Origin of the sequence: Paenibacillus hemerocallicola (genome assembly GCF_006265175.1) — a bacterium.
Taxonomy (GTDB): domain Bacteria; phylum Bacillota; class Bacilli; order Paenibacillales; family NBRC-103111; genus Paenibacillus_AB; species Paenibacillus_AB hemerocallicola.
The window spans coordinates 76,440-102,016 of sequence record NZ_VDCQ01000029.1 but is presented as its reverse complement, the minus strand read 5'-3'; the positions used below and the strand labels follow the sequence as shown (position 1 = coordinate 102,016).

20 protein-coding genes are annotated in these 25,577 nt (G+C 53.0%); 15 read left to right on the top strand and 5 right to left on the bottom strand.

Annotated elements, in window-relative coordinates:
- The first annotated feature begins 163 nt into the window (after positions 1-163).
- Entirely contained in the window at positions 164-727 is a 564-nt protein-coding gene (locus FE784_RS20445; protein ID WP_139604083.1) for a GNAT family N-acetyltransferase, read from the top strand.
- Between the two features lie 65 nt (positions 728-792).
- On the opposite strand, the gene FE784_RS20440 is transcribed toward FE784_RS20445, so the two are convergent.
- Positions 793-1,674: a LysR family transcriptional regulator gene (locus tag FE784_RS20440; RefSeq protein ID WP_176706390.1), complete on the bottom strand. Its 882-nt coding sequence runs from the start codon at positions 1,672-1,674 to the stop codon at positions 793-795.
- Positions 1,675-1,933: 259 nt separating this feature from the next.
- Here FE784_RS20440 and FE784_RS20435 point away from each other — a divergent pair, with 259 nt between their 5' ends.
- The 4 genes from FE784_RS20435 (at position 1,934) to FE784_RS20420 (ending at position 6,616) form a co-directional block, all read left to right on the top strand.
- Positions 1,934-2,176: a hypothetical protein gene (locus FE784_RS20435; RefSeq protein ID WP_139604081.1), complete on the top strand. Its 243-nt coding sequence runs from the start codon at positions 1,934-1,936 to the stop codon at positions 2,174-2,176.
- A complete protein-coding gene (locus FE784_RS20430) occupies positions 2,169-3,512 on the top strand; it encodes an extracellular solute-binding protein (protein ID WP_139604080.1) in 1,344 nt (447 codons plus the stop codon). Before FE784_RS20435 ends, FE784_RS20430 begins: the two co-directional genes overlap by 8 nt.
- 187 nt (positions 3,513-3,699) lie before the next feature.
- Positions 3,700-5,247, top strand: coding sequence for an FAD-dependent oxidoreductase (locus FE784_RS20425; RefSeq protein ID WP_246132109.1), 1,548 nt, complete (start codon positions 3,700-3,702; stop codon positions 5,245-5,247).
- 34 nt (positions 5,248-5,281) lie between these two features.
- Positions 5,282-6,616 carry an ABC transporter substrate-binding protein gene (locus tag FE784_RS20420; protein ID WP_176706389.1) on the top strand — a complete coding sequence of 445 codons (1,335 nt, stop codon included), beginning with the start codon at positions 5,282-5,284 and terminating at the stop codon, positions 6,614-6,616.
- Between the two features lie 576 nt (positions 6,617-7,192).
- Here the strand turns inward: FE784_RS20420 and FE784_RS20415 are convergent.
- From FE784_RS20415 to FE784_RS20405, 3 genes are read right to left on the bottom strand one after another with little or no spacing between them, the layout of a single operon-like run.
- Positions 7,193-7,558: a GntR family transcriptional regulator gene (locus FE784_RS20415; protein ID WP_139604078.1), complete on the bottom strand. Its 366-nt coding sequence runs from the start codon at positions 7,556-7,558 to the stop codon at positions 7,193-7,195.
- On the bottom strand, positions 7,558-8,211 hold the full coding sequence (locus FE784_RS20410) for an ABC-2 transporter permease (protein ID WP_139604077.1): 654 nt from the start codon (positions 8,209-8,211) through the stop codon (positions 7,558-7,560). Before FE784_RS20410 ends, FE784_RS20415 begins: the two co-directional genes overlap by 1 nt.
- Complete coding sequence (locus FE784_RS20405; protein ID WP_139604076.1) at positions 8,204-9,058, bottom strand: ABC transporter ATP-binding protein; 855 nt, start codon at positions 9,056-9,058, stop codon at positions 8,204-8,206. Before FE784_RS20405 ends, FE784_RS20410 begins: the two co-directional genes overlap by 8 nt.
- A gap of 603 nt (positions 9,059-9,661) precedes the next feature.
- Between FE784_RS20405 and FE784_RS20400 the strand changes: the two genes are divergently transcribed.
- The 5 genes from FE784_RS20400 to FE784_RS20385 all read left to right on the top strand — a co-directional run bounded on the left by FE784_RS20400 (position 9,662) and on the right by FE784_RS20385 (position 16,820).
- The gene (locus FE784_RS20400) at positions 9,662-10,894 is read left to right on the top strand and encodes a lanthionine synthetase C family protein (RefSeq protein WP_176706388.1); all 1,233 of its coding nucleotides are present in this window, start codon (positions 9,662-9,664) and stop codon (positions 10,892-10,894) included.
- A 114-nt stretch (positions 10,895-11,008) separates the two neighbouring features.
- Positions 11,009-11,164: a class I lanthipeptide gene (locus FE784_RS41025; protein WP_176706387.1), complete on the top strand. Its 156-nt coding sequence runs from the start codon at positions 11,009-11,011 to the stop codon at positions 11,162-11,164.
- Positions 11,165-11,239: 75 nt separating this feature from the next.
- Entirely contained in the window at positions 11,240-14,482 is a 3,243-nt protein-coding gene (locus FE784_RS20395) for a lantibiotic dehydratase (RefSeq protein ID WP_139604074.1), read from the top strand.
- Positions 14,483-14,485: 3 nt separating this feature from the next.
- Positions 14,486-14,677, top strand: a complete 192-nt coding sequence (locus tag FE784_RS20390; protein WP_139604073.1) for a hypothetical protein — start codon at positions 14,486-14,488, stop codon at positions 14,675-14,677.
- Positions 14,670-16,820 carry a peptidase domain-containing ABC transporter gene (locus FE784_RS20385; protein ID WP_218103793.1) on the top strand — a complete coding sequence of 717 codons (2,151 nt, stop codon included), beginning with the start codon at positions 14,670-14,672 and terminating at the stop codon, positions 16,818-16,820. Before FE784_RS20390 ends, FE784_RS20385 begins: the two co-directional genes overlap by 8 nt.
- A 336-nt stretch (positions 16,821-17,156) precedes the next feature.
- Here FE784_RS20385 and FE784_RS20380 read toward each other — a convergent pair whose 3' ends face one another.
- On the bottom strand, positions 17,157-17,969 hold the full coding sequence (locus tag FE784_RS20380) for an AraC family transcriptional regulator (protein ID WP_139604072.1): 813 nt from the start codon (positions 17,967-17,969) through the stop codon (positions 17,157-17,159).
- A gap of 199 nt (positions 17,970-18,168) precedes the next feature.
- Here FE784_RS20380 and FE784_RS20375 point away from each other — a divergent pair, with 199 nt between their 5' ends.
- The 5 genes from FE784_RS20375 to FE784_RS20355 all read left to right on the top strand — a co-directional run bounded on the left by FE784_RS20375 (position 18,169) and on the right by FE784_RS20355 (position 25,566).
- Entirely contained in the window at positions 18,169-19,482 is a 1,314-nt protein-coding gene (locus FE784_RS20375; protein WP_139604071.1) for an ABC transporter substrate-binding protein, read from the top strand.
- Positions 19,483-19,496: 14 nt separating this feature from the next.
- Positions 19,497-20,852 carry an FAD-dependent oxidoreductase gene (locus tag FE784_RS20370; RefSeq protein ID WP_246132108.1) on the top strand — a complete coding sequence of 452 codons (1,356 nt, stop codon included), beginning with the start codon at positions 19,497-19,499 and terminating at the stop codon, positions 20,850-20,852.
- A gap of 13 nt (positions 20,853-20,865) precedes the next feature.
- Complete coding sequence (locus tag FE784_RS20365; RefSeq protein ID WP_139604070.1) at positions 20,866-21,639, top strand: sugar phosphate isomerase/epimerase family protein; 774 nt, start codon at positions 20,866-20,868, stop codon at positions 21,637-21,639.
- Positions 21,636-22,697 (top strand): Gfo/Idh/MocA family protein, encoded by a 1,062-nt coding sequence (locus tag FE784_RS20360; protein ID WP_139604069.1) that lies wholly within the window; start codon positions 21,636-21,638, stop codon positions 22,695-22,697. The genes FE784_RS20365 and FE784_RS20360 overlap by 4 nt, the downstream gene beginning before the upstream one ends.
- An 88-nt stretch (positions 22,698-22,785) precedes the next feature.
- Positions 22,786-25,566, top strand: a complete 2,781-nt coding sequence (locus tag FE784_RS20355) for a golvesin C-terminal-like domain-containing protein (protein WP_139604068.1) — start codon at positions 22,786-22,788, stop codon at positions 25,564-25,566.
- The last annotated feature ends 11 nt before the right edge of the window (positions 25,567-25,577 follow it).

The following is a 25,577-nucleotide window of genomic DNA, read 5'->3' as shown; positions in this document are numbered from 1 at the left end:
TTTTGTATGACAAATCTCTCTTTTTGACTTTTTCAACAACCTGAAAATCTATAGTTCAACTCATATAAAAATTAAAGTACACGGTTCCGGTAAAAATAGGAGGCGACCTCGAACCGTCTTCGTGTATAATAGCTGGAAAGTATGATGCGAAGGAGTGTCGACCATGAATCCGATCCTGCTGGATGTTCCGACCGAATTTACGACCGAACGGCTGTTCATACGAATGCCTATGCCTGGGGACGGGAAAGCGGTGTATGAAGCCGTGCAAGCCTCATTAGCCGAGTTCAGGCCTTGGCTTCCCTTTGCGAATAAAGAACAGTCGGAGTCGGGGACGGAAGCGGGCATCCGCGAATCCCACGCGAAGTTTTTGCGGCGCGAGGATATGAGGCTGCTGCTGTTTCTGAAAGAAACGGGACGATTGATAGGTTCATCCGGTCTGCACAACCCGAATTGGGACATTCCGAAGTTTGAAATCGGCTATTGGCTGGACACCCGCTACAGCGGCAGAGGATACATGACGGAAGCGGTGCAAGGCATCTCGTCGTTTGCTTTCAACGAGCTGAAGGCTTGCAGAGTGGAGATCCGGTGCGATTCGCGGAACGAGAAAAGCCGCGCCATTCCGGAAAGATTGGGCTTCGCTTTGGAAGGAACGCTAAGAAATGAGGATTTGTCGGCGGACGGCCGCGAGCTAAGGGATACGGTCATTTACGCGAAGCTGTCGGATTAACGATCCATGCGGCAGCCTCCCCGCTTGCGCGAGCGACTCGGTGTCCCTGATGCGTGCGGTACCCATTACGATTTACCCGTAAAATGGTTAATAAACAAACGGTACAAGGTGAGATTGGCGTTCTCCGTCAGCCAGACGAGATCGATATCGTACTCGGGCGGCTGTTTGGCCAGCGTTACCGGAATGCCGGCAATCGAGCCTTCGTCCAGCTCCGCTTGTATCGTATATTGAGGCAAATAAGCAAGGCCGAGACGTTTCATAATAAAATGCTTGCAAACCTCGAAGTTGTTCGTCTCCATAATGATTTCCGAGGCTTGGCCGTACTCCTGGTAAAATTGGTCGATTATTTTCTGATCGGCCGCCCCATTGTACAGAAACGCCATTTTCTCTCCGTTCAAATCGCCGGGAACGATCTGCTTCCTTTTGGACAAAGGATGATTCGGATGCACGGCCAGCACGAAGTTGCCGGTTTTCATTTTGTGATAAGATAACGCGGGGTGGCGGATGGAACGGACGAACCCCAGCTGCACTTTGCGGTCCACGATTTGTTCGACCGAGTCTTCCGGTGTCAACGTTTTGACGGATAAATGGATCATCGGATACTTTTCCGCGAACGATACGACTTTCTCCCCATACAGCATCGAGGCATGATAAAACATGCTGACGGTCAATTTCCCCTCGGGTTCCTCGGAACGGTTGCGGATTTTTTCCAAGCCGCGATTCCAGCTGTTCAAAATGTCCACCGCATAAGGCAGGAAGTCCTGTCCGGCATCGGTTAAAGTCATTTGCCGGTTCTTATTGACGAAGAGCCGCTCGTTCAACTCTTTCTCCAGCGATTGAATCCGGTGCGTGACGGTAGGCTGGGACAAAAACAAAATTTCCGACGCCTGGCTGACGCTTTTCGTACGGGCGACGCATAGGAACGCTTCCAGCAAATCATTGTTCAAGGGAGTCACCTGCCGACTGGGAGAGGATTCTTCATTTTACCATTAAATTCATAATATGAATACGATCCGGACATCGAATCAATAAAATGAATAACGGAAGAAAGCGGTTGCAGAAATCGATTGCAGTCATTAATATAAATGGTGAGTGTAAGTAAAGGGTCTCCGTCAAAAGTACTCGGAATATGATAAAAAGGCCAGCATCGCTTTTGAAGGGCCCATTGCGCAGCGCGAGACCAATACGGTTCAGGGAGGAATGGGCATGTCGGGAAACAAGCCGGATCCGGACATCATCGATGCGGGGAAGGCCGCTGAACGGGAAGCGGGGGCAACGACCGGGCTGAGCAGAAGGAAGCTGCTGGCATCGCTCGGGGCTGCGGGCGCGTTTTGCGGGCGTCGGCAACTGGCAACTACTCGGTGGATGCCGCTGTTCCAGAGCTTTAAAGAAATCGATTTCCATAATATTTTCCAAATATATAAGTATCGGGGGCGTTACCATGTTTAAACGGAAGATTGGGATGATGATGGCCGGTTCGATGGCTGCGGTCGTTCTCGTATCCGGGTGCAGCGGCGGTTCGGGCGGGCAGAAGGCCGAGGAAAAGCCGGGAGCGTCTACTCCGGCTCCCGCCGCGATCGATTACACGAAGGAGCCCCTGGAGGTCGTCATTCAGGATTTGGCGGGCGGGTCCGACGAGCCGTTCGAGAAGACGTATGGACAATATCTCCGCAAGAAATTTCCGAATATGAAGATCAGCTTTATCCAAGCCAAGGAAGGCACGAGACTGCAGGATCTGACGATAGCCGGTCAAAATGTCGACCTCGTGTACGCGTCGCTGGAGACGATCTCCAGTCCGCTCCTCGGCACCGGTCAGCAGTACGATATGACTGGCTTGATCAAGACCCACGGCGTCGATTTGACCAAGTTCGAGCAGACGACGATCGATGCGGTGAAGACGATGGGGGAAGGAAAAATATATTACTTGCCCGTCTTGACGATGGTTCAAGTGATGTTCTACAACAAAGGGATATTCGACAAGCTCGGCGTGCCCTATCCGAAGGACGGAATGACATGGGACGACTTGCACGAGATGAACAAGAAGCTGACCCGCTCGAACGGCGGGGTGAACTATATGGGCTATTCCGCTTCGCCGAACCATATTTTGCGGATGAACCAGCAGTCCGTGCCGTTCTACGATCCGAAGACGAAGAAGCCCATGTTTACGGATGAGCGTTGGAAAAAAGCGCTCGAGCTGTACTTCATGAACGAGGCGACGAGCAACTACACGTCGTGGGCCGCCGCCAAGAAGAAGCTGCCGTATTATACGGAAATGACCGCATCGCAGGAGCTCGCGACGATGGTGTTCAATTCGCAGTTTCCGTTCGACGGGCCGCAGTATGTCAAAGACATCGACTGGGATCTGGTATCGCTGCCGACGCTCAAGGACCAGCCGAAGATCGGCTCGCAGGCATCGCCCAGAATGTTCGCCGTTACGAATACGGGCAAAAACAAAGCCGCCGCCATGGAGGTCATCAAATATTTGACTTCGGTGGAGATGCAGACGGAATATTCCAAGCAAGGGTTCATGACGGTGCTGAACGACGACAACGTGAAGAAGCTGATCGGAAGCGAGAGCCAATATAAGGACAAAAACTGGAAAGCGGTCTACGTGAACCAGATTGCTCCGAAAGCGTACCAAAGCATCTATGACGGCGATCTGATGCAAAAATATTTGACGCCCAATATATTGAAGATCATAACGGGCGAGATGGATGTCAATACGGCGCTGCGCAATGCGCAGGAGCAGGGCGAGAAATATATCGAAGCGGAGATGAAAAAATAGGCGAATGGAACGCAAGGAAAGACCCCGGAGTCAGCATTCCGGGGTCTTTTTCCGCTGCCGCGGCATGAAAGAAAGTACAAAACCAAATAAGATTCTGTATGTTCAACGGAAAGCCGTATCCGGTAAGCTTGATCTGTAAGGCACGACAAGACGATAACTGCATGCGACAAAAGAGGGGGGACTGGTCTTGACTGACTTCAAAGCTTTGCGGTATTACGCGCCGGCTGCCAAAAGCGAAAATCCGCTGCAGGTGGATGCCGACCTGTGCATTTACGGCGGCACGCCCGCCGGGATAGCCGCAGCGGTGCAAGCGAGCCGCATGGGACTGAAAGCGGTAATCGCCGAATTCGGACAGCATCTGGGAGGGCTGACGGCAAGCGGCCTCGGCCGGACCGATTTCGGACACAAGACGTCGATCGGCGGCATCGCACGCGAGTTTTATCAGGCGCTCGGCCGCCATTACGGCAGCGACGATGCCGATGGAACGGCTTGGTATATGGAGCCGCACGTTGCGGAGAACATCTTCGGCGACATGCTGGAGAAAGCGGGCGTCTCCGTCTATCTCGGCCAGCATCTCGAGAAGGTGGAGAAGCGGGACGGTAAAATCGTGCAGATCACGATGGAGAACGGGAACGTATTTCGCGGCGGAATGTTTATCGATGCGACTTACGAGGGAGATTTGTTCGCACGCGCAGGCGTATCGTACCACGTCGGAAGAGAGGCGAACACGGTCTACAAAGAAACGTGGAACGGCATCCAGTTCGGCTCGCCCCATCATACGTTCAAAGCTTGGGTCGACCCGTTCGTCACGGAAGGCAAGCCCGACAGCGGGCTGCTGTACGGCGTGTCGGATGCGGCCCCGGGCATTCAAGGGCAGGGCGACCGCTCGATCCAGGCTTACAATTTCCGTCTCTGCCTGACCGACGTTCCGGACAACCGTGTCGCTTTCCCCCAGCCGCCCGGGTACGACCCGAGCAAGTTTACGCTGCTGTCGCGGTATATCCGCGCCGGAGTATGGGACGTGATGAGGCTGCACAAGCCGATGCCGAACGGCAAAACCGACTTGAACAACTTCGGCGGGGTCAGCACCGACCATATCGGGGCGAACCACGAATGGCCCGAGGGCGATTACGCCACGCGGGAACGCATTTTTCAGGAGCACGTTCATTACAATCTCGGCATGCTGTACTTCTTGTCCAATGACGAAAGCGTACCGCAGGCGATACGTGAAGAGGTTAGCCGTTGGGGATTGCCGGCCGACGAATTTCCGAGTACGGCGAACTGGCCGCATTACTTGTATGTGCGGGAAGGCCGGCGCTTGGTCGGAGACGTAGTCATGAACCAGAACCATTGTCTTCGTTACCAGATCGCGGAAGATTCCATCGGTCTCGCCTCTTACGGCATGGACTCGCACAACTGTCGGCGGATCGTGCTCGACGGCCGCTGCGTCAACGAGGGCGACGTGGAAATTCCGGTATTGGGGCCGTATCGGATCTCTTACCGGGCGATCGTACCGAAGGGTGAAGAATGCACGAACCTGCTCGTGCCGGTATGTCTGTCCTCCTCCCATATCGCTTACGGCTCGATCCGCATGGAGCCGGTATTCATGGTGCTGGGCCAATCCGCGGCTACCGCTGCGGCACTGGCGCTTGCGGACGGCCGAGCCGTCCAGGATGTGGATTACGCCGTGCTGAGGCAACGGTTGCTGCAGGACGGTCAATCGCTGGATGTTTAACCATAACGAACCATTATATGAGAAGAGGGTGCCTATGTCGAACAAACCGTTTCGCAAAGCAGGCTCGCTTACCCTCGCTCTCGGTCTGTCGGCCGCCTTATTGGCGGCCTGCAGTCAGGGCGCGACCCAATCCGACAAGAACAGCGAGGGCGAAGGGAGCACGCCGAAGCCGACCGCTCCCAAGGAGCCCGTGGAGCTTGTATTTTACGCCATTAACGGCGATCCCGAGGACAGCTTCAATTACCGGTTCGGGGATGCCCTTCGCAAAAAGTTTCCGGATTACAAAATATCGTATATTTTCAGCCAGAAGGGTACGACGCTGCCGGAGATGCTTACGTCCGGGACCCGCTTCGACATTACGTATCATTCCATCGGCTTTTACGAAAACTTCCTGATTCCCAACGGGCTCCAGTACGATATGACCGAGCTGATCCAGAAGCACAAGGTCGATCTGAGCCGTTTCGAGTCCACCTCCATCGATGCCATCAAGCAGCTGTCCGGCGGCAAAATGTACAGCCTGCCCGTATACGGCAACAACCTGGTGCTCTACTACAACAAGTCGATCTTCGACAAGTTCGGCGTCCCTTATCCGACTAACGGCATGACTTGGAAGCAGACGACCGATCTGGCGAAGAAGCTTACCCGCCAAGACGGCGGCGTGCAGTATTCCGGCTTCGGGATGAACCCGACGCTGCTCACCCGGATGAATCCTTTATCGATTCCGAATGCCGATTTGGCGACCCATACGCCGACCGTCAACAAAAACGATTTGTGGAAGCGCTTTTACCAAACCTTTTTCATCGATCCGCAGCTATCGCCGGGCGCCATCCAGGCAATCCCCGACAATACGCCGTTCGTCAAGGAGAAAAACGTGGCGATGATGGCTTATTTGTCCAGCCTGATTACGATCTGGACCGAGCAGCTGAAGGAAGTGGATTGGGACATCGTGTCGCTACCGAGCTTCGAGGACAATCCCGGCGTCGGCTCGCAGATCAATTCGATCAACTTCGGCATTACAAGCATCGCGAAAAACAAGGATGCCGCCATGGAGGTGCTGAATTACATGACCTCCGAGGAATTCCAGACGGGCTTGGCCAAAAAAGGCATCATGCCGGTTCTGAAAAGCGAAAGCGTTCGCAACGCGCTCGGCCAAGAATCGGTGTTCAAGGACAAAAACTTCAAGGCGATCTTCCACAACAAGCCGGCTCCGATTCCGCCAAAAGCGCTGTACGATGCCGAGCTGGTCACGATTTACGCCAAATACGGCACCCAAGTATGGCAGGATAAAGCGGACATCAACACCGCGATGCGGCTGGCCGAGGAAGAAGCGAAGAAGAAGATCGAGGAGTTCCAGAGCAAGATGAAGTAAGACTCTTCCCTTCTAAAGTCATAGGGCAATAAAACCCACCTTCGGACAACCTTGGGGTGGGTTTACCTTCGAACTACCTCCAAATCCGCTCTATTCCGTGCTGCAGATTTCAGACCGATCTTATAGCAGCACATCCCGATGTTCAGCAAGAACAATGATGACTTTGGCTCCATATATGGAGATGTATGGTTCGTGGGAGTTAGCTTAGCTGGGAGATCGCTCCACTGGCAGCGATGAGGTCAGGGGTTCGATCCCCCTAGGCTCCATAATGAAAAGAAGCATCTCAACCTATTGGTTGTGGTGCTTCTTTCATTTGGAGGCCATGGGGTGAGAACCCCTGCGGGTTCGTCCGCGCGGATGAAACAAAGTGAAGGTTCCGCAGGATACCTTCACTAATAGGAGCACGGCGTCTGAATCCACCGCTAAAAGTCCTCGTCGAATTCGCTTCGTCAGCAATTTAAATCAGGATTCGGACATCTTATTGGGTTTCACTGCGAGTGGCATCCCCCTCGGCTCCGCCAATAAAACAAATCAACCACGTCCATAGGAGGTGGTTTTCTGTTCATTTCTACACGTTCAATAAACTTCCTTCAAAAGCTCATAAACTTCATCTATTGTGAGGCCAAAGGATTTGTAATAGGAAGTATCAATAACCATCTGCTTCAGGATCATTTCATTGCATTTTTGAAGCATCTCATCGGGTGAGAGATCAGCGACAAAACATCCTTTGCCGGTTACGGTGTAAATCAAACCATGTCGTTCGAGTTCTTCCCACGCTTTTTTGACGGTAATGATACTAACACGAAGCTCCGTAGCCGCTTGTCGTATGGGTGGCAAATTATACCCATTTTCTAGTTCGCCCTTGAGAATTTGTGCGCTGATTTGTTCAAAAAGCTGCTGATAAATGGGTTTATCAGATGTGTTCGAAATCGCTATGTTCATTATATTTCCACTTTCTCAAACCGTTTGTTGGCAATATAATAAGCGATTATCGTAAAAATCGCAAATATCACGATACCCGTGATCAGGATGGATAGTTGAATGGTCAAATTGTCAGCACCAGTTCCTTTGAGAAGATCAAATACGAACGGATTTTGTATGCCGAGCCATTCTGCGCCCCCGGCAAACAGCATAGCAGCTGCAATGGCTATAAACGCTGCCGCTCCGTATTTATACGCCGTCTTGTAATACATGGTGATAAAAATAATGTTGAAAATCGCCTGCATGACAAAACAGAGTCCCCAGAAACCAAAGGAGGGTGAGAAGAAAATGTACTTAAGATTCGGATACAAATGTAGCGTTATCACGCCATAGATCATGGCAATAACAATATGCATTACCTCCAGGATTACAATAACGGACACCCTTGCTTTTACAATGTCTTTTTTGGTTACAGGCATCATACTTGAAAATATTAAATCGTTCTGAGTTTTATAGCCTGCAAACATGTTCGGTATCGTAATAAAACAAAAGTAAAGGATGACAAGGAAATATAACCATCCGGGAATTAGCATTAAGGCGCCTGTCAAGAAAGGCATGATATAAAAAAAAGGACTTACGCCTAACTTTAATTCTTTCATTAATAAGTTATACATACATATCCTCCTTTTTCGAGCAGTAGATCATAATCTCCTCAAGATTCGGTACGGATGATTTGATATCTGATGATGGATCAAAGTCTTTTGTATGGATCAAGCCTGTAAAGCCAAAAGAATTTGTTTTGTAGCCGATTAGATGGTTTTTGACCATATCCAATTGCTCTTTCTTACCGTTCAACAAGCGATACGTATCGATAAATTCTTCCTTTTCCGCACTGTTGATAATTTGTCCGTTGTGGATATAGGTAACATAATCCGCACATTTTTCCAAGTCAGATGTGATATGAGTTGAAAACAGGATGCTGATCTCTCCATCTTGCACCAGCTCCTGAAAAATATCTAGCAAATTGTCTCTGGCAACCGGATCAAGTCCGCTTGTTGGTTCATCCAGAATCAGAAGCTTTGCGCCGTGTGATAAGGCAATGGCCAAGCTGTATTTTACTTTCATGCCGGTTGATAATTCAGCTATTTTTTTGTCTTCAATCAAGTTGAATTTTTTCAAATACTTGTAATAGGTTTCATCATTCCAATTCGAATAGAACCTTTTGATCACACTCGTTAACGTTTTGATTTTACTGCGCGTATAAAAGTTGATGTCTCCAAATGCAGAGCCAATCTCTTGTTTCAATTCAACTTCATGCTCGTCCATGTTCTTGCCTAAAATATGAATCTCGCCGCTATCCATACGTATCAAATTCAAAATGGATTTGATGGTGGTTGTTTTTCCCGCACCATTGGCTCCGATAAATCCCATAATATAACCCTTTTCCAGTTGAAAAGTTACGTTTTTTAAATGAAAATGTTCATATTTTTTATTTAAATTTTTGATATCTAATGCCAGCATATCGTCTCCTCCATTTCAAAATTGTGTATTTTGTGTATGCACAATATATCACCGAGGTCGTTCTTATGTCAATAACTTTTATCAAATCCATATCTACTCAATCATCCCACCTCGACAAGAGGTGGATTTTTTGTTTTGGTGGGCAATGAAAGGGGGCGAACCCCGGGGTTCGTACGCGCAGACGAGCGAAAGCGGAGGAGCACGGCGTCTGAATCTTCCGCTGCGATCTGCTTCGTCGAATGAGCTTCGAAGCAGGTTCAATTGAAGGCAGGTTCAATTGAAATTCGGACATTCATTCCTGGGGCATCGAAGCTATTGAGATGAACCCCCCTTGGCTCCACCAATACCGATCATGAAACCACTTCAATTTCCCCGGAAGGTTTTTCTTTGTACGCCCATCATGGGTTTCATCTTTAGGGCGTAAGTCCCGTACGTTATTGGATGACGGTAAAAAAAGGGTCCTAAGACGGATCAGACACGACAAAAAAGAGTGACAGAGATTATGACAGTTTGTAACTAGCTGGTGTTGTAAGAATCCAATATCATTTTGAGTGTCGGCGGGATAAATTGGAAAGCCGCGGATGGATTCGAGGTGATGAGCTTTTGTCAATCGAGTGGAGTCCGATTTTGGAAGGAAATGCGAGGACCCGTGCCCTGGAAGCAGTTGATGGAATTGCAGAAAGTCTCCGGGCTTCTTGGCGCAAGAATAAAAGATCCGCCGAGCCGGATCTGACCCTTTTCGAAAATCCGACGTTGAGCGAGGGTACTTGCGGTTTAGCGGTTTTTTTCGCCTATTTGGATCGAGTACGGTCCGGCGATGATGCCTCTACTGCCGCAGAGCTTCTTGAGCAAGCCATGAACAAGGCTGCGGCTGCTCCTATGTCTTCAGCTCTACATGGCGGTTTTACAGGTATAGCGTGGTCTCTTGCCCATCTTCAGGAACAGCTTGGCGATTTTGATTTCGAAGATCCCTTTGCCGAGGCGGACGGCGTACTCCTGGATTATGTGAACCGTACTCCCTGGAGAGGCGACTACGGCCTGATCGACGGATTGGTCGGATATGGGATTTACTTTCTGGAGCGGCTGCCCTCCGCTTCGGCAGTTACGTGCTTGGAGCGTGTGATTGATCGGCTTTCGGAAATCGCTGTAGAAACGCCTCAGGGGATCGGTTGGCAAATTCCGCCGGAGTCACTCCCGGAGCGGGTTCGAAAGTTATGCCCCCAAGGCTATTATAACTTGGGAATGGCGCACGGAGTTCCAGGTGTTATCGCACTCCTCGGCGCAGCCTGCCGTGCAGGGGTTGCCGAACAAAAATGCAAGTCTCTTCTGGCTGGAGCCGTCCCGTGGCTTTTGGCACAACGGCTGGATTTGGCGGCAACGGGGCTCTTCCCCGGCGCGTTCACTCCTGGAGTTAAGCCTGAACCGGTAGCCGGGGCCGCATGGGACTATGGGGATCCGGGGATCGCGATGGCGCTGATGATTGCTGCGAGAGGTGCTGAAAACACAAGGTGGAGGAATGAGGCTCTCGCCGTCGCCCGGCATGCAGCAACTCGGCCGTATGAGGCTTGCGGGATGGAGGATGCGGGTTTTTGCCAGGGTACCGCCGGGTTGGCACACCTTTACAACCGCATGTTCCAGATGACAGGGGATGAGGTGCTGAGGCAAGCGGCGCGATTCTGGCTTGAAGAAACCGTATCTTTGCTGCGGGAGCAAACGGAGCGGGCCGCCGACCCTGGAATTCTCTGCGGCAGCGCCGGAACCGCTTTAACGCTTCTAGCTGCGTGTACGCCGGTCGAGCCTGCTTGGGATCGCATGTTTCTCGTATCTTCTATGTAAGACTATCGGCAGTGTTCCCCGGGCTCCACCGTTATATATGCATTTGCGGTATGTATACCGGTGGAGCCTGTTGGGAACTCATTCTCAATACGCTCGGAAAGGAGGTGATTGAAGGTGGATAAAAAGGATCAAAAAATCGCCAAGAAACTGGTTCTTCACAAGGAGACCGTTCGCGTGCTCACGGAGTCCGAGATTAAGAACGTAGTCGGCGGCAGGGCGGCGACGCTCTATTTTGGGTGCACAAACGATTCTTCTGGGGCAACAAAGTAACACAGAACTAATACCGGTATCGATGAAGGGGCGGGAGACGTATCCTGTCCCTTCTCGGTATTTCAGGAGGAGACCATGATTGTGCATCGGCATTCGCCTTGCTTTAGACCGGCGGGTTTTTTCGTTTTACGCACCCCGCTGCTCCCGTTCGAAGAACTGATCGCGTGGAGTAAAGGAACAGAATCGCATATGGCCGTAGACAACTCCGATGCATGGGATACCTCCTATTGTGTGGATCAGTCCCTCTTGCGTGACCGTCTCCGGGCATTCGTGGCCCGTCCTGACATACGGGAGGCCATTTTCTTGGCTTCGCCGGACCTGGAAGATCAGATCCGTCTGTGGGTCGAGGCTCCGGCGAGCGAACGCGGGAAAAATATTGAATCGGCGCTGGTTCGATATGTGTGCCGCATGTCAGGGCGGGCGACGCCGTTCGGGCTCTTTGCCGGATATTCCATCGGTACCGTCGGCAGACAGACCAGCATGCTCCTTCCTCCTATTCATGCCTATCAACGCCATACAAGGCTTGACATGGATTATATCTTTTCGCTTGCGGAGACGCTCGGGAAGATCCGGGACATCCGCAGTTCATTCACCTACTATCCGAACTCCAGCCTTTACCGGACAGCAGGACGGTATAGATATGCGGAAGCCCGTCTCCATGGCGCGAACCGCTCTTCTCATTTAGTAGCGGTGAATCCGACGGAATATTTGGATCGGGTGTTGGAACGTGCCCAAGCCGGAGCCGGTTTTTGTTCTCTCGTGGAGGCTCTGGTGGCGCATGATCCGGAGATAACCCCGGAAGAGGGCGTAGATTACCTCCACGAATTGATCGACAGCCAGATCCTGATGCCCGACATTGTGCCCGCAGTTACCGATGCAGAGGCGATTCGCGAATTAATCTCGCGGCTGGAGCGCGATCCCGCCACTGCACAAGCGGCAAAGCACCTGACTGAGGTGGAGAAGGATTTGGAGGAGCTGGACGCTTCAGGGCTGGGGATCGATCCGGGGCGCTACCGGGAAATCGGGGAACGCATGACCCGCCTGCCGGCCAAGGTCGAACTGCCGCGATTATTCCAAGTAGATATGACCAAGCCGACACCTGACTTGACCGTCGGGCAAGAGGTTCTTGAGGAAATCACCAGGGGGATTCAGATCCTTCATCGCTTGAGCCGACTATCGCAGAAAAGCTTCCTGGACCGGTTCCGTGAGACTTTCCTTACCCGATACGGGGACCAAGAGGTCGCCTTGGCGGAGGCGCTCGATGAAGAGACAGGGATAGGCTTCCGTGAAGCGGATGCCGCCCATGTGGAGCCTTCTCCTTTAATAGGGGGTTTGGTTTTTCCCTCGTCCGGCAACGAAAGCAGACAGTGGGGGAAACCACATGCAGTGCTGCTTCGCAAGTTGGCCGAGGCGCTCTCGTCCGGAGCCCGGGAGATATCGATCGATACGGAAGAAATCGATGAGATGGCTGGGGAAGAAATCCCGCTGCCGCTGCCGGATGCATTTTCCGTGACGGCAAGGCTGGCGGCCTCCACGACCGATGCAGTGGAACATGGGGATTTTCAAGTCTGGCTGAAGGGGGGAGGCGGTCCCTCCGGGGCGCGGCAGCTTGGGCGATTTTGCTCGGCTGACCAGGTTCTCTGCCGCCACGTACGCCATCACTTGCGGGAGGAGGAGGCGTTTAGGTCCGACGCCGTCTTTGCCGAAATTGTGCATTTGCCGGAGGGACGTATAGGCAATGTAATCGCTCGCCCCGTGCTCCGCGAATACGAGATCGCGTATCTGGGCCGGTCGGGCGCTCCCATAGAGAAACAGATTCCTATTGACGATCTGACCGTCTCGGTTGAAGGCGAGCGCATCATCCTCCGCTCCGTACGACTCCGGAAGCAAGTCATTCCCCGTATGTCCACGGCCCATAACTTTGATTTGCCCGGACTGGGCATTTATCGGTTTCTATGTTCATTGCAGTCAGAGGGGGTTTCTTCCAGTTTCGGTTGGAATTGGGGACCGCTGTCGACTTGTCCGTTCCTGCCCCGAGTGGTTCATGGGCGGCTCGTGCTCTCCAGGGCTCAGTGGCATGTCACGAAGGCGGAGCTTCGTGCCCTAGGCGAGTTTCAGGGAGCAGCCCGCTGCAGATATGTACGGGAATGGGCAGCCAAAAGGGGGATTCCGCGGCTGTTTGTTCTTGCGGATTTCGACAATGAGCTGCCTGTGGACCTGGATAATGTCCTTAGTTTGGAATCGTTCGTTGATTTGGTAAAAGGGCGAGATGAAGCAAAATTGACGGAGCTGTTCCCATCGCCCGACCGCCTGATTGCCTCCGGACCCGAAGGTTCTTTCGTCCATGAACTGGTGATTCCCTTCGTGCGCCAAGCGGAGTCGGCAGACCTTGCCGTATATGCGCCCCAGCGACCGGCGGCATCGAAAATTTCCCCGTCTCGCCGCACATTTCTTCCGGGGTCGGAGTGGCTCTATGCCAAGCTCTATACCGGTACAGCTACCGCGGACCGGGTGCTGCGGGAAGTTATCCGTCCGGTTACCGCCAATGCTTTGCAATCCGGTGCGGCTGACCGCTGGTTTTTTATCCGCTATACCGACCCTGATTTTCATCTGCGTCTGCGTCTCCACGGAAACCCTCAGAGACTCTTGACGGAGGTCCTCCCGGCTCTTCGGGCGGCGGCTGCTCCGTTGTTGAATGACGGCAGTGTTTGGGGAGTTCAACTTGACACCTATGTCCCGGAGTGGAATCGATACGGCGGTCCGGAGGGAATAAGGGCAGCGGAGGAGCTTTTCCGCATGGACAGCGAAGCTGTCCTGGCTCTGATCGAGGCGTTCCATAGGGACGACGGGGATGCCCGTTGGCGGCTTGCCCTTCGGGGAATTCACCTGCTCCTGGATGATCTGGGGTTGGACATGGATAAGAAGTATAAGGTGATTAGCCGTGCTCGGGACGGATTTGCGAAGGAGTTCGGAATGGACAGAGCCTTAAGGATCCAACTGGGACAACGGTTTCGCAAGGAACGGCACGTTATTGAGGAGGACCTTACGGCCTATCCGGACAGCGGCCATTGGCTGGCGCCGGGTTTCGCCATCCTTCGGCAACGGTCGGAACGAATCATAGCAGCGGCAGAGCATTTGCAGGCATTACAACGGCCGGGCACTGGTTTTCCCTCCGTCGACCAATTGGCGGCGAGTTTCATTCATATGCATGTGAACCGGTTGTTGCGCTCGGCTCATCGTGCCCAAGAGCTAGTTCTCTATGACTATTTGGCCCGGGTTTACGAGTCATGGTCGGCTCGAACAAGAGGAGGGAGATGAGTCGTGTTCCGAGAGGAGGCGCTTGCCCATAGGGACGAGGAACAAGTCAAGGAGACTGAAATTGAACCGATTCCGGTCTGGGTGAACTGTACGTTTTGGTTTGTCATCTCTGTTAGCGCCATCGTTGCGGGACTCGTCCTGTCAGGCAGACTGCCTTATCTTGAAACGCTGTTCGGAGGTGGCTTCCTTGGATAACCGGATACGGTTCAGACGCAAGATTCCGGTCATCCTTCAAATGGAGACGGCGGATTGCGGCTCAGCATGTCTGGCGATGGTTTTATGTTTCTACGGCATGTCCGTCAAGCTCGATGAAGTACGTCAGGCAACAGGCTCCGGACGGGACGGATTAGATGCCCGGTCTCTATTGAAGGCCGCCCACTGGTTTGGCCTCGATGGAAACGGAGTGACCTTTGAGCTTGACTACCTGCAGGACCTCGCTCCCGGTGCCATCCTGTACTGGAACTTCAATCACTATGTCGTGTTTGAACGGATTTTTCCGCATGGTGTTCAGATCGTCGATCCTTCCTTCGGACGCAGGATCATCCCGATGGAACAGTTTCGCCGTTCCTTCACAGGCGTCGCCCTTCTGCTGGAGCCGGGTGACGGCTTCCAGCCGTCGAAGCACACGGAGCAGCCCTTATGGCGGCATCTCAAAATCGTATTCCAGTCTCCCGGCCTGTTGATCAAGATTGTGCTGATGTCCGTTTTGATTCAAATCCTTGCACTCGCCCTGCCTGTTCTGACCGGCGCCCTGGTGGACCGAGTTCTGCCTGGACACCACTACTCGCTGCTGACTGTGTTGTCTGTCGGGCTGCTCGCCATTGTCCTTTTTCAACTGCTGGCTTCACTGGTTCGGTCACATTTGCTGCTCCATCTAAGGAGCATCCTGGACCGGAAGATGACAGAAGGATTCCTTACGCATCTGATGGACCTTCCGTACACCTTTTTTCAATCCCGGACATCGGGCGATCTCATGTCCAGAGTCGGAAGCAACACCGTACTGCGAGAGATGTTAACCTCCGGTACGGTCTCGACGCTTCTGGATGGCGGGTTGGTCATCACCTATTTGATGATCCTCCTCGTTGCGAACCCAACCCTTGGATGGGTCACCCTCGGATTGGGGCTGGTTCAAATCTGCATCTTTCTCGCATCCCGGAGGCGTCTCCGCGAATTAACAATTGTCGGGTTGGAGGCTAACGCCCGTTCCAGCGCATACCTGGTACAGGTGCTGGCAGGGATGGAGACGCTCAAGGCGACGGGCGCGGAAGAACGTGCCGTCAGGCACTGGTCCGGGCTTTTTATTCATGAGGTGAACCAGCTGCTGAAACGGGACCGGCTCCATGCTAACGTAGAATCACTGTTCAGTACGATTCGTATGGGGTCGCCGCTTTTGATTCTGGTGGTCGGAGGCGTCCAAGTATTGGAGGGGAGTCTAACGCTCGGCAGTATGCTGGCGCTCAGCGCACTGGCCGGAGGCTTTTTGGTCCCTCTCTCGAGCCTGCTTACGACCGCCGTCCAGTTGGAGCAAGTTCGCAGTTATATCGACAGGTTGAACGATGTCTTGGATAAGCCGCCGGAACAGGATCTGTCCAAGGTAAGGAAGTCAGGAAATTTGATGGGCGGCATCAGCTTGCAGGGGGTTTCTTTCCAATATGGTCCTTTATCGGAGGAGGCCATACAGGACGTGTCCCTTGAGATTCGTCCCGGTGAGTTCGTTGCCATTGTCGGGCGCTCCGGATCGGGAAAATCCACCTTGGCCGGCCTGCTGCTGGGAATGTACCTGCCAAACAGGGGGCAAATCCTGTATGACGGCATCCGTCTGGCTGAACTGGACCTTCGCTCCGTTCGTCGTCAAATCGGCATCGTGCCCCAGCATCCCTACATGTTCGCTGCAACCATCAGGGACAATATTGCGCTTCCCGATCCGGCCCTACCGATAGAGTCCGTCATCCGGGCAGCTCGTCTGGCGCAGATTCATGACGATATTCTCGACATGCCGATGGGCTATGAAACCTTGTTGGCGGAAGGGGGAACAACACTTTCCGGAGGGCAGCGGCAGCGGTTGGCCCTGGCTCGGGCGCTGGTCCACGATCCGGTTATTTTACTGCTGGACGAGGCAACAAGCGCATTGGACACGGTCACCGAAGCGTACGTCCAGGAAGCGCTCGCGTCGCTCCGATGTACCCGGATTGTCATTGCTCAACGGCTTAGCACCATTGTTCAGGCTGACAGAATCCTGGTGATGGACGGGGGGCGAATCGTGGAGCAAGGCTCTCACGGGGAGTTACTGGCACTAGGCGGAAAATACGCAGAACTTGTGTCGGCACAGGTGACATGAAGGCGGGAGATCGCATCGCTGGCAGCGATGCGCTCAGCGGTTCGATCCCGCTGGTGTCCGCCAAACATAAATAATCCACGTCAGACGACGTGGATTATTTATGTTTGCGGTGCCTTGAAAGGGTGGGGCGATCCCGGAGGGACGTCCGCTCGGACGGATGAACCTGAGAGTCGGCCAGCGAGCGTCAAAATCATCCGCGTGATGCCGAATTTATCTAAGTCCTCACCAAATTTTATCGAACAGGTGAGTGAGGGCGGATTCAGGCTCTTGACCTGTCGCTTTACAATGTCTAAGGAGATAGAAAGTTTTCATTCGGCTCTCCTTTCTTTGTCGCACTCAAGGCGAACCAATCCCGTACATTTTGCGGTATTGCGACGGGTTTACTTTGCTGTAATGGGTAAACACCCGACTGAAATAAAAACCGTTCTCGTACCCGCACAGCCTGGCGATATGGTCGAGCGTATACTCCGTCTGCACGAGCAGGCGCTTGGCCTTCTCCATCCGGACCGAGATCAGGTAGCGGGAGGGGGCTATTCCGAATACATGCTGGAACCTCCGGCTCAGCTGCACCGGATGGATGTGCAGCAGGGCGGCAATGTCCTGCAGCCGGACCTCGCGGAAAGCATGATGGTCGATGAGCGCCTTGGCTTCCTTCATCAGCTTGTCCTCGGCCAGCCGGTCTTGCGTAGCCAGCTGCTCCGCATCCAAATGGAACAGCACCCAAATGTCGTTGACGAAATGCTGCATCCACCGCTTGCTCTGGGCATCCTGGGTCCGGGACATGCGGCTCAGCAGCCGGAAATTGTTGAACAGGCGATCCTGCTCGCTCGCCGTATATTTGAACGAGAACAGGCTGCGAAGCAAATCGATCGATCTTCCTTCGCCGGGTTCACTGTTATCGTGAGTATGAAAAACGAAATAATGAAACGAAAGCGGCGCGACGACCTCCCGCCGAAACTCCATGCACGGGGGGCAAATCACGATATCCCCGGCGGCAGCTTCTCCTCCCACATCGTCGATCTGATACGTAAACCGGCCGTCCTCCACGGCGAACATGAGCCAGCGGGGCTCGTTGGCCCTGGACTTGATAAATCGCGGTTTTTCCTTCCAGTAGTCCTGATACACGATCGTAATCGGATATGCTCCCATCTGTCCGCCTCCCGGATGATGCGCTTGCTCCAAGTCATTCGACGATCGCGGCGTCAACTCCTTCCGGAAAAGAACAGCAATATAAGTCAAGTTTCAGGAAGATACATCATTCTCAGGCGCGATCCATGCGAAATATAATGAATGTGGATGCAGCGCGAAGCAACATCCGAGTAGAATAAATCAAGAAAGGGGTTTCAAGATGAATTCTAAAAAAATACTGCTGCTTGCAGTGACTGTGTCCTTAATCGCTACGGCTTGCGGTCAAAGGGAAAGCGCTCAACCGAATGTCGACGGAGAGCAGCCGAAGAAGGAGGCCGCCCCGCAGCCGATCACCTTATCGTTTCTGAACAGCCATCAGGACGTGCCTTGGGCCGCTATGGCCAAACAATTGACGGAGAAGAAGTTTCCGCATATTACTCTTAATGTCGTTCAGGCGACGACCAAAAAGGAAGAAACGCTTGCCGCATTGCTCACGGCCGGCCAGCAGTTCGATCTTATCTATGCGCCGTTGGGCGAGCTGTACACGAACAAGGAGCTTCGCGTATATACGGATTTGAATCCGTTGATGAAAAAGCATGGCTTCGACACGACCCGGTTCGTGCCGGGCGTTATGGAAACTTTGAAATCATACGGTGACAACGGAGATATCCCCGTGTTCCCGTTTGTATTGAATAATCATGCTCTATTTTATAACAAAGCATTGTTCGATAAATTCGCGGTGCCTTATCCGAAGGATGGGATGAACTGGGACGACGTATATGAAATCGCCAAGAAAATGACGAGACATACGGACGGCATCCAATATAAGGGGTTCAACTTCAACGAGTTGAATATCGTCTACAAAAACCAGCTGGGGCAAACCTTCGTAGATTATAAAACGTTGAAGGGATCCGTCAACACCGATCCGTGGAAAAGATGGATGGATTTGCACGCCTCCTTTTTCAACATACCGGGCAACGAAAGCGCCGGGGCTTATTCCGAGCAAAACCAATTTCTGAAGGAACAAATTCTCGCCATGCGGACCGGTCCGAACCTGTTCAATCTCAATAATACGACTTTGGAAGCCGCCGTTCAGTCGGGCCTTGACTTTGACCTCGTGACTTATCCGACGATCAAGGGAACGCCAAGCAACAATCAGATGAACTCGCCTATTCTCGGAATCGCACCGACGAGCAAGCAGCAGGATGCGGCCTTCCAGGTTCTCGCGTATTGGCTGTCCGATGAAGTGCAAACGTTGCGCGCAAAGGCGGGATATATTCCGGTCGTCAAAAACGAGGATGCGAAAAAAGTGTATGCCGGCGATTTGACCTACGCCAAAGGCAAAAATTTGGAGGCTCTCTTCAAGGATTCCGTCGGCACGCCGGTAACCGCGGGGAAATATGACGGAAAAGCGAGAGCTATCGCGAATGAGGCTTTAAGAGCGATCATGACAGGCAAGAAGGACACGAATACGGCGCTGCGCGAAGCGGATGAAGAAATCAACAAATATATCGAGGCCGAGCTGAAAAAATAGGAGGATTGGAAGCCGTGACGAAACGAATGACGATTCCCGCCATGGATATCCCCGTGTATGCCGACGTGGACGTGCTTGTAGCCGGGGGAGGACCCGCAGGTGTCGGGGCTGCGTTGGCCGCGGCGCGAAATGGAGCTTCCGTGCTGCTCATCGAGCAGCGCGGATACCTCGGCGGCATGGCGACGGTTGCCCAGGTGCCGGCTTGGTGTCCGTATACCGACGGGAAGAAGCCGGTGATCCGGGGCATCGGACTTGAAATTTTGAATGAAATGAAGTCCCGGATGGAGCCGGAGTTTCAAGCCATTTGGGGGGATAAGCTCAATTGGGTCCCCATCGATGCGGAAGTTCTCAAAAAGCTGCTGGATGACAAGATGATGGAGGCGGGGGTAAACATCCTGTACCACACCTTCGTCGGCAATGTCATTCACGGAAATGGAATAGTCGAGGCGGCTATTATCCATAACAAGACCGGCACTCAGGCCGTTAAAGCCAAAATATTCGTGGACGCTTCCAGCGATGCGGATCTCGCCTACCATGCCGGAGGGCAATTCGCCAAAGGCGGCGACGAAGGAGAGCTGCAGCCGGGAACGATGTGCTTTGTGATGAGCAATCTCGACCGTTTGAAGTATATGGAATATGTAAAGGAGCACGGGCCGAGCCTGAAGGCCGCGATCAATGAGGCCAAAGCGAAAGGCACGCTGCGGGTAGCCCGGGATTGGGCCGGTATTTCTTGGGTCAACGATCATACCGCCGGGTTTAACTTCGGTCACGTATTCGGGATTGACGGCTCGAAGGCGGAGGATTTGACACGGGGAGCCATCGAAGGGCGCGATCTGGTCCGGCACATTGTAGAGTGGCTGAAGCAAACGATTCCCGGATTCGCAAACGGCTTTCTAGTTCTCACCGGGGAGCAGGTCGGCATCCGGGAAACGCGACGCATTGTCGGCGATGTAGTCGTTACCGCCGATGATTTTATGCAATGCCGTACTTTTCCCGACGATATAGCGCGCAATTCTTATTTTATCGATATTCATATGGCTAAGCCTACCGGCGGAATGGTCGTTTCCCATTTACCCCCGGGGGAATCCCATGGCATCCCGTACCGCGCTCTGCTGCCGGTCGGTATCGACAATGTCATAGTGGCCGGACGCTCCATCTCCACCGATCGGGCAACCCAAGGGTCCACGAGGGTCATGCCAAACTGCTTTGCCATGGGAGAGGCGGCGGGTACGGCTGCGGCCTTGTTGGCCAAGCAGGGGAAACGAAGCAGCCGCGGCATCGATATAGAGGAGCTGCAAAGGCAGCTTGTCCGCCAAGGCGCTTGGTTGGGCGAAGACGTGAACGGGAAGTTTCAGGAGGCCGTTATATAAAGGAGCGAGCGGGATGAGAGAGAAGCTGGCCGTACAGCTGTATACGTTGCGCAAGGAGTGCCAACAGCATTTTCCGGAAGTTCTTCGCACGCTGGCAAATAGGGGTTGGGCCGGAGTGCAATTTGCGGGCTTTCACGATTATGATCCCCGGGAGCTTGCGTCCGTCCTTAACGAAACAGGGCTGAAAGCGGCGGGACTGCATGTGGGCTTTGATCAAATTGCCAATAAATTGGACCAAATCGTCGTAGAAGCCGAGCTGCTTCAGACGAAAGACATTATTTGTCCTTCCGTGCATCCGAGTATGCGGACCGAATCGGGCTATCGTCAAATCAAGCGGACGCTGCAGGATGCGGCCGTCCATCTGAGGGAGAGAGGCTTTCGGATCAGCTATCATAATCATGCCTATGAATTCGATACGACGGTGGATGGAAGGAATGCTTTGGATTTTATGCTGAATCCGGACGAAGACAACCCGATATTGGCGGAAATCGACGTGTACTGGATACGAAAGGTCGGCTTCGATCCGGCTGCCTATATCGAGACATACACGGGCCGGATGCCGATTATTCATTTGAAGGATATGACGAATGACGACGGGCAGTCATATGCCGAAATCGGGACGGGGTGCATCGATTTCAAACCGATCTTGCAATGGGGAGAACGAAGCGGCGTCGAGTGGTACGTAGTGGAGCAGGACGTATGTCCGCGCGACGCCATGGACTGTGTCGACACCAGCTATACCAATATAATGCGTCTACTATCGGAGTTGGAGGTTCATACAAAATGAGCAAATTAAGGTTGGGTATCGTCGGCACCGGGGCTATTTTTCGAGGAGCGCACTTGAAGCCGCTGCTGGAGCATCCGGAGGTGGATATTGTCGCCGTGTGCGACATCAACCGGGAAAGGGCGGAGAAAATCGCCAAAGAAATCAACGTGGATCGGGTATACGCCGATTATAGGGAATTGCTGCTCCAGCCGGATATCGATGCCGTGGACATCTGTACGCCAAACCGGTTTCATTCCGAGATCGCCATTGCGGCGCTGGAGGCGGGCAAGCATGCGTTTACGGAAAAGCCGGATGCGGTGAGCCCGGAGGAAGCGCAGAAAATGGCCGACGCGGCCAAGCAAAGCGGAAAAGTGTTGATGGCTATGCGGAATAACCGGTTTACGCCGGCGTCCCGGTATTTGAAAACGTATATTGAACAGGGCAACATGGGGGATATTTATACCGGCCGCTGCGGATGGATTCGAAGGCGCGGCATTCCGGGAAAAGGCGGGTGGTTTACAACCAAGGAGTTGTCGGGAGGGGGACCGCTGATCGACCTTGGCGTGCATATGATCGATCTCGCCGTCTGGCTGATGGGCAATCCGCGGCCGGTAGCCGTGTCGGGAGCAACCTACACCAAGTTTGCGAATAACGAAATATCCGATTCCGCTCATAGCGCCTTCGGCGATAAAAAGGAAGACGGCACCTTCGACGTCGAGGATTTGGCTATCGGATTTATCCGCTTCGAAAATGGTGCATCCTTGCAAATCGAATTCAGCTGGGCGTCGAATATCGGGGAAGAAATGAACTTTGTGGAGCTTCGCGGCACGAAGGCGGGCTCAAGCATCAAAAGAGGAGAGCTGCAATTATTTACGGAAACCGCCGGACAGCTGTCCAATATTATTCCCGTTATGGGCAAATCGAACGTCTCCGCGCATGGGGAGCATTTAAAGCATTTTATCGATTGCATTGTTCGGGGCGCCAAGCCGATCCTTACCCCGGAGCACGGTGTCGACATGATAAAAATATTAAGTGCCATCTACGAATCAGCGGAAACCGGACGCGAGGTGCGGCTGTAATCGATGGCCGAGAAAAGCCTGCCGTTCCCGGCGGGCTTTTTCCGTCGTATTCACAAAACCACATGAACAGGAAGGATGGAATAGCGGAATGATCGTAAAGAAGCAAATAGCGAAGCTGTTGATTGCCGTACTGCTTTGCACGGCGCTGCAGCTGTTCGGACAAACGAAAACGATTCGTGCCGAACCGTTGGAAATTATCGTGGACAACGGCAACAATTACAATCAGGTCAACCTTAGCGGAACGTTTGCGAAGTCACCCGGGACATGGAGCGGCAACACGATAAATTCGGCTGCTTTCGAATCAAACTACTTTACGAGCAACGATCCGGCAACGTATGGGGTTTGGAAGCCGATTATCCCTATCAGCGGCGAATATGAAATTTACATGACATGGGTATCCCATTCGAACAGATCGGCGGCCGCTCCGCTGGAAATCAAGCATAAGAATGGCACGGACGCGTCCAGAACGGTCAATCAAAAAATAAACGGAAGCCAAGTCGGAAGCCGGGTATGGAATTATATCGGAGCCTACGAGCTGCAGGCCGGGGAGGATCAGCATGTCAAGCTGTCCAATATCGCCGGAGGAGATTACGTATTTTACGACGCGGTCAAGCTTGTATTGAAGCATGCATCCGAGGACCCCGAGCCCGATCCGACACCTCCGGGGACGGTGCTGGACAATACATACTCGCCATTCTCCACCACCGGCTCATGGATACGGAAAACAGCTACCGCGGCCGTTTACGGAAGCGATTACATGGTGACCTCCGGACCAGCGGGGAATCCGGAGAACACGGCCAAATGGAGTATTCCGGACGATATGCCGGCCGGGCAATACGATTTGTACATGAGATGGGAGGCGGGCGAGGATAAGGCGGATGCAGCTCCGCTGGAAATCAAATTCGACCTCGGGCTCGCCACATCCAAAACGGTCAATCAACAGCAGCTCGGAGGCAGGTGGAATTTGATCGGTACTTACTACTTCACTCCCGGGCACGGGCATTATGTGATGATATCGGGAAGCGACGACGGGGTAACGGTTGCGGATGCCTTGAAGCTTGTTTTCAAGAAACCGACCTCCGCCTTGCCGCCCGATCCGGCGCCGCCGGAAATGCCGACCAACGTCGGAGACGAGATGATGATTGACAATACGGATTCACGGTTCTCCGTCTCCGGTTCCTGGATGAGCGACACGACAGGGGCGGGTTATGAGGGAAGCCATTACGCAAGAGTGACGGATGCGACCCCCGACCGATCCAATGCGGCAAAATGGTCTACTTCCAAGATGAAAACATCCGGAAAGTACGAGATTTATATGAAATGGCCTGCCGGTCCGGAACGGCCTGAAGCGGTGCCGCTTCAAATCAAGTCCTCGGACGGAATGGAAGCGTACAGCCCGGCCAACAGCAACTACTCGGTCGATTCTTCTCCTTTCGTCAATCAGCGGGAGAACGGCGGGACGTGGAATTATATAGGGACTTATGAATTCAAGTCGGGAGACAACTATTTTATTAAGATGTCCGGGGAATACGGCGGTCTTATCGCGGCCGATGCCGTCAAGCTTGTATTGAAGGAGATTACGCAAGATCCAATACCTTATCCGAATCCGAGATACAGCGGACCGATCAAAGTCGAAATCGTACATGACGGAAATGGCAGCTTCAGTCTCCGAAGAAACGGTCAGCCGTATTTCCTTAAAGGCGTAGCGGGCTCGGAAAACGTGGAGTTAACCGCCACTATGGGAGGAAACGCGCTGCGCACTTACAACCACGAGGATTCTTTGAACGGATGGGATATATTGGACCGGGCATACGAGAATGGGGTCGGAGTGATGATCGGACTATTTCTGTTGCAGCAGGATGCGGGAATCGACTATTCCAACCCGGCCTACAAAAATAAAATCGCCGAGCAATTAAACAAGTTTAAACAAGCGGTCATGCAATACAAAGACCATCCCGCCGTTATCGCATGGGCGATCGGCAACGAAACGGATAAGGGCAACGCGGACGTTTGGTATCACGTAAACGAGCTGGGCAAATTTATCCATGACAACGATCCCAATCATCCGACGGTTGCGGTTCTCGCAGGTTCCAGTCCGGCTAAGGTTAAAAACGTGAAAGCTATTGCGCCGCATATCGACATCATTGCCGTAAACACATATACGCATATTGGTAACGCGTATCAAAATGTAGTCGTTGAGGGAGGATGGAACGGTCCGTATATGATTACCGAATTCGGGCCGGATGCAACGTACGAGGTTAAAAACGTAAACGGATTGGCGCCGATCGAGTTGAACAGCGACCAAAAGGCCAAATTGATTTACGAGCGGTACCAGAATCATATCGCGGGCCATCCGGACAAGGCAGTCGGTTCATTTGTATTCAAAATAGCCGATATAGTCGGCACTACGCATACGTGGTATAACCTATTGCTGGAAGATCACAAGAAGACCCCGCTCTTTGATGAGATCAGTCGGGCCTGGACCGGGACATACCCCGTCAATCGATCGCCGGCAGTCAAGGAATTGACATTCAGCGGAGGAGCCTACGGCAACCTCGCTTTGGATCCGTCCGTCGCCGCCGAGGTGCAGCTAAACCCGGGAGACCCTTTCCTCATGAAGGCCGTCGCCCTTGATCCGGAAGCGGACCCTCTCTCCTACGTATGGGAAATCCGGGACGAGTTCAAGGCGGATTACACAAGCAAGCCTTCCCGGCAAATCCCGGATATCATTTATGACGTTCAGGCGGGAGAACCGAATAAAATGGGATTTTATGCGCCGATGAGATCCGGGCACTACCGCGTCTTTCTGAGCGTATACGACGGCAATCACAATGTCGGAACGGCGAATTTTCCGTTTCAAGTCAAATAACGACTGGAGAA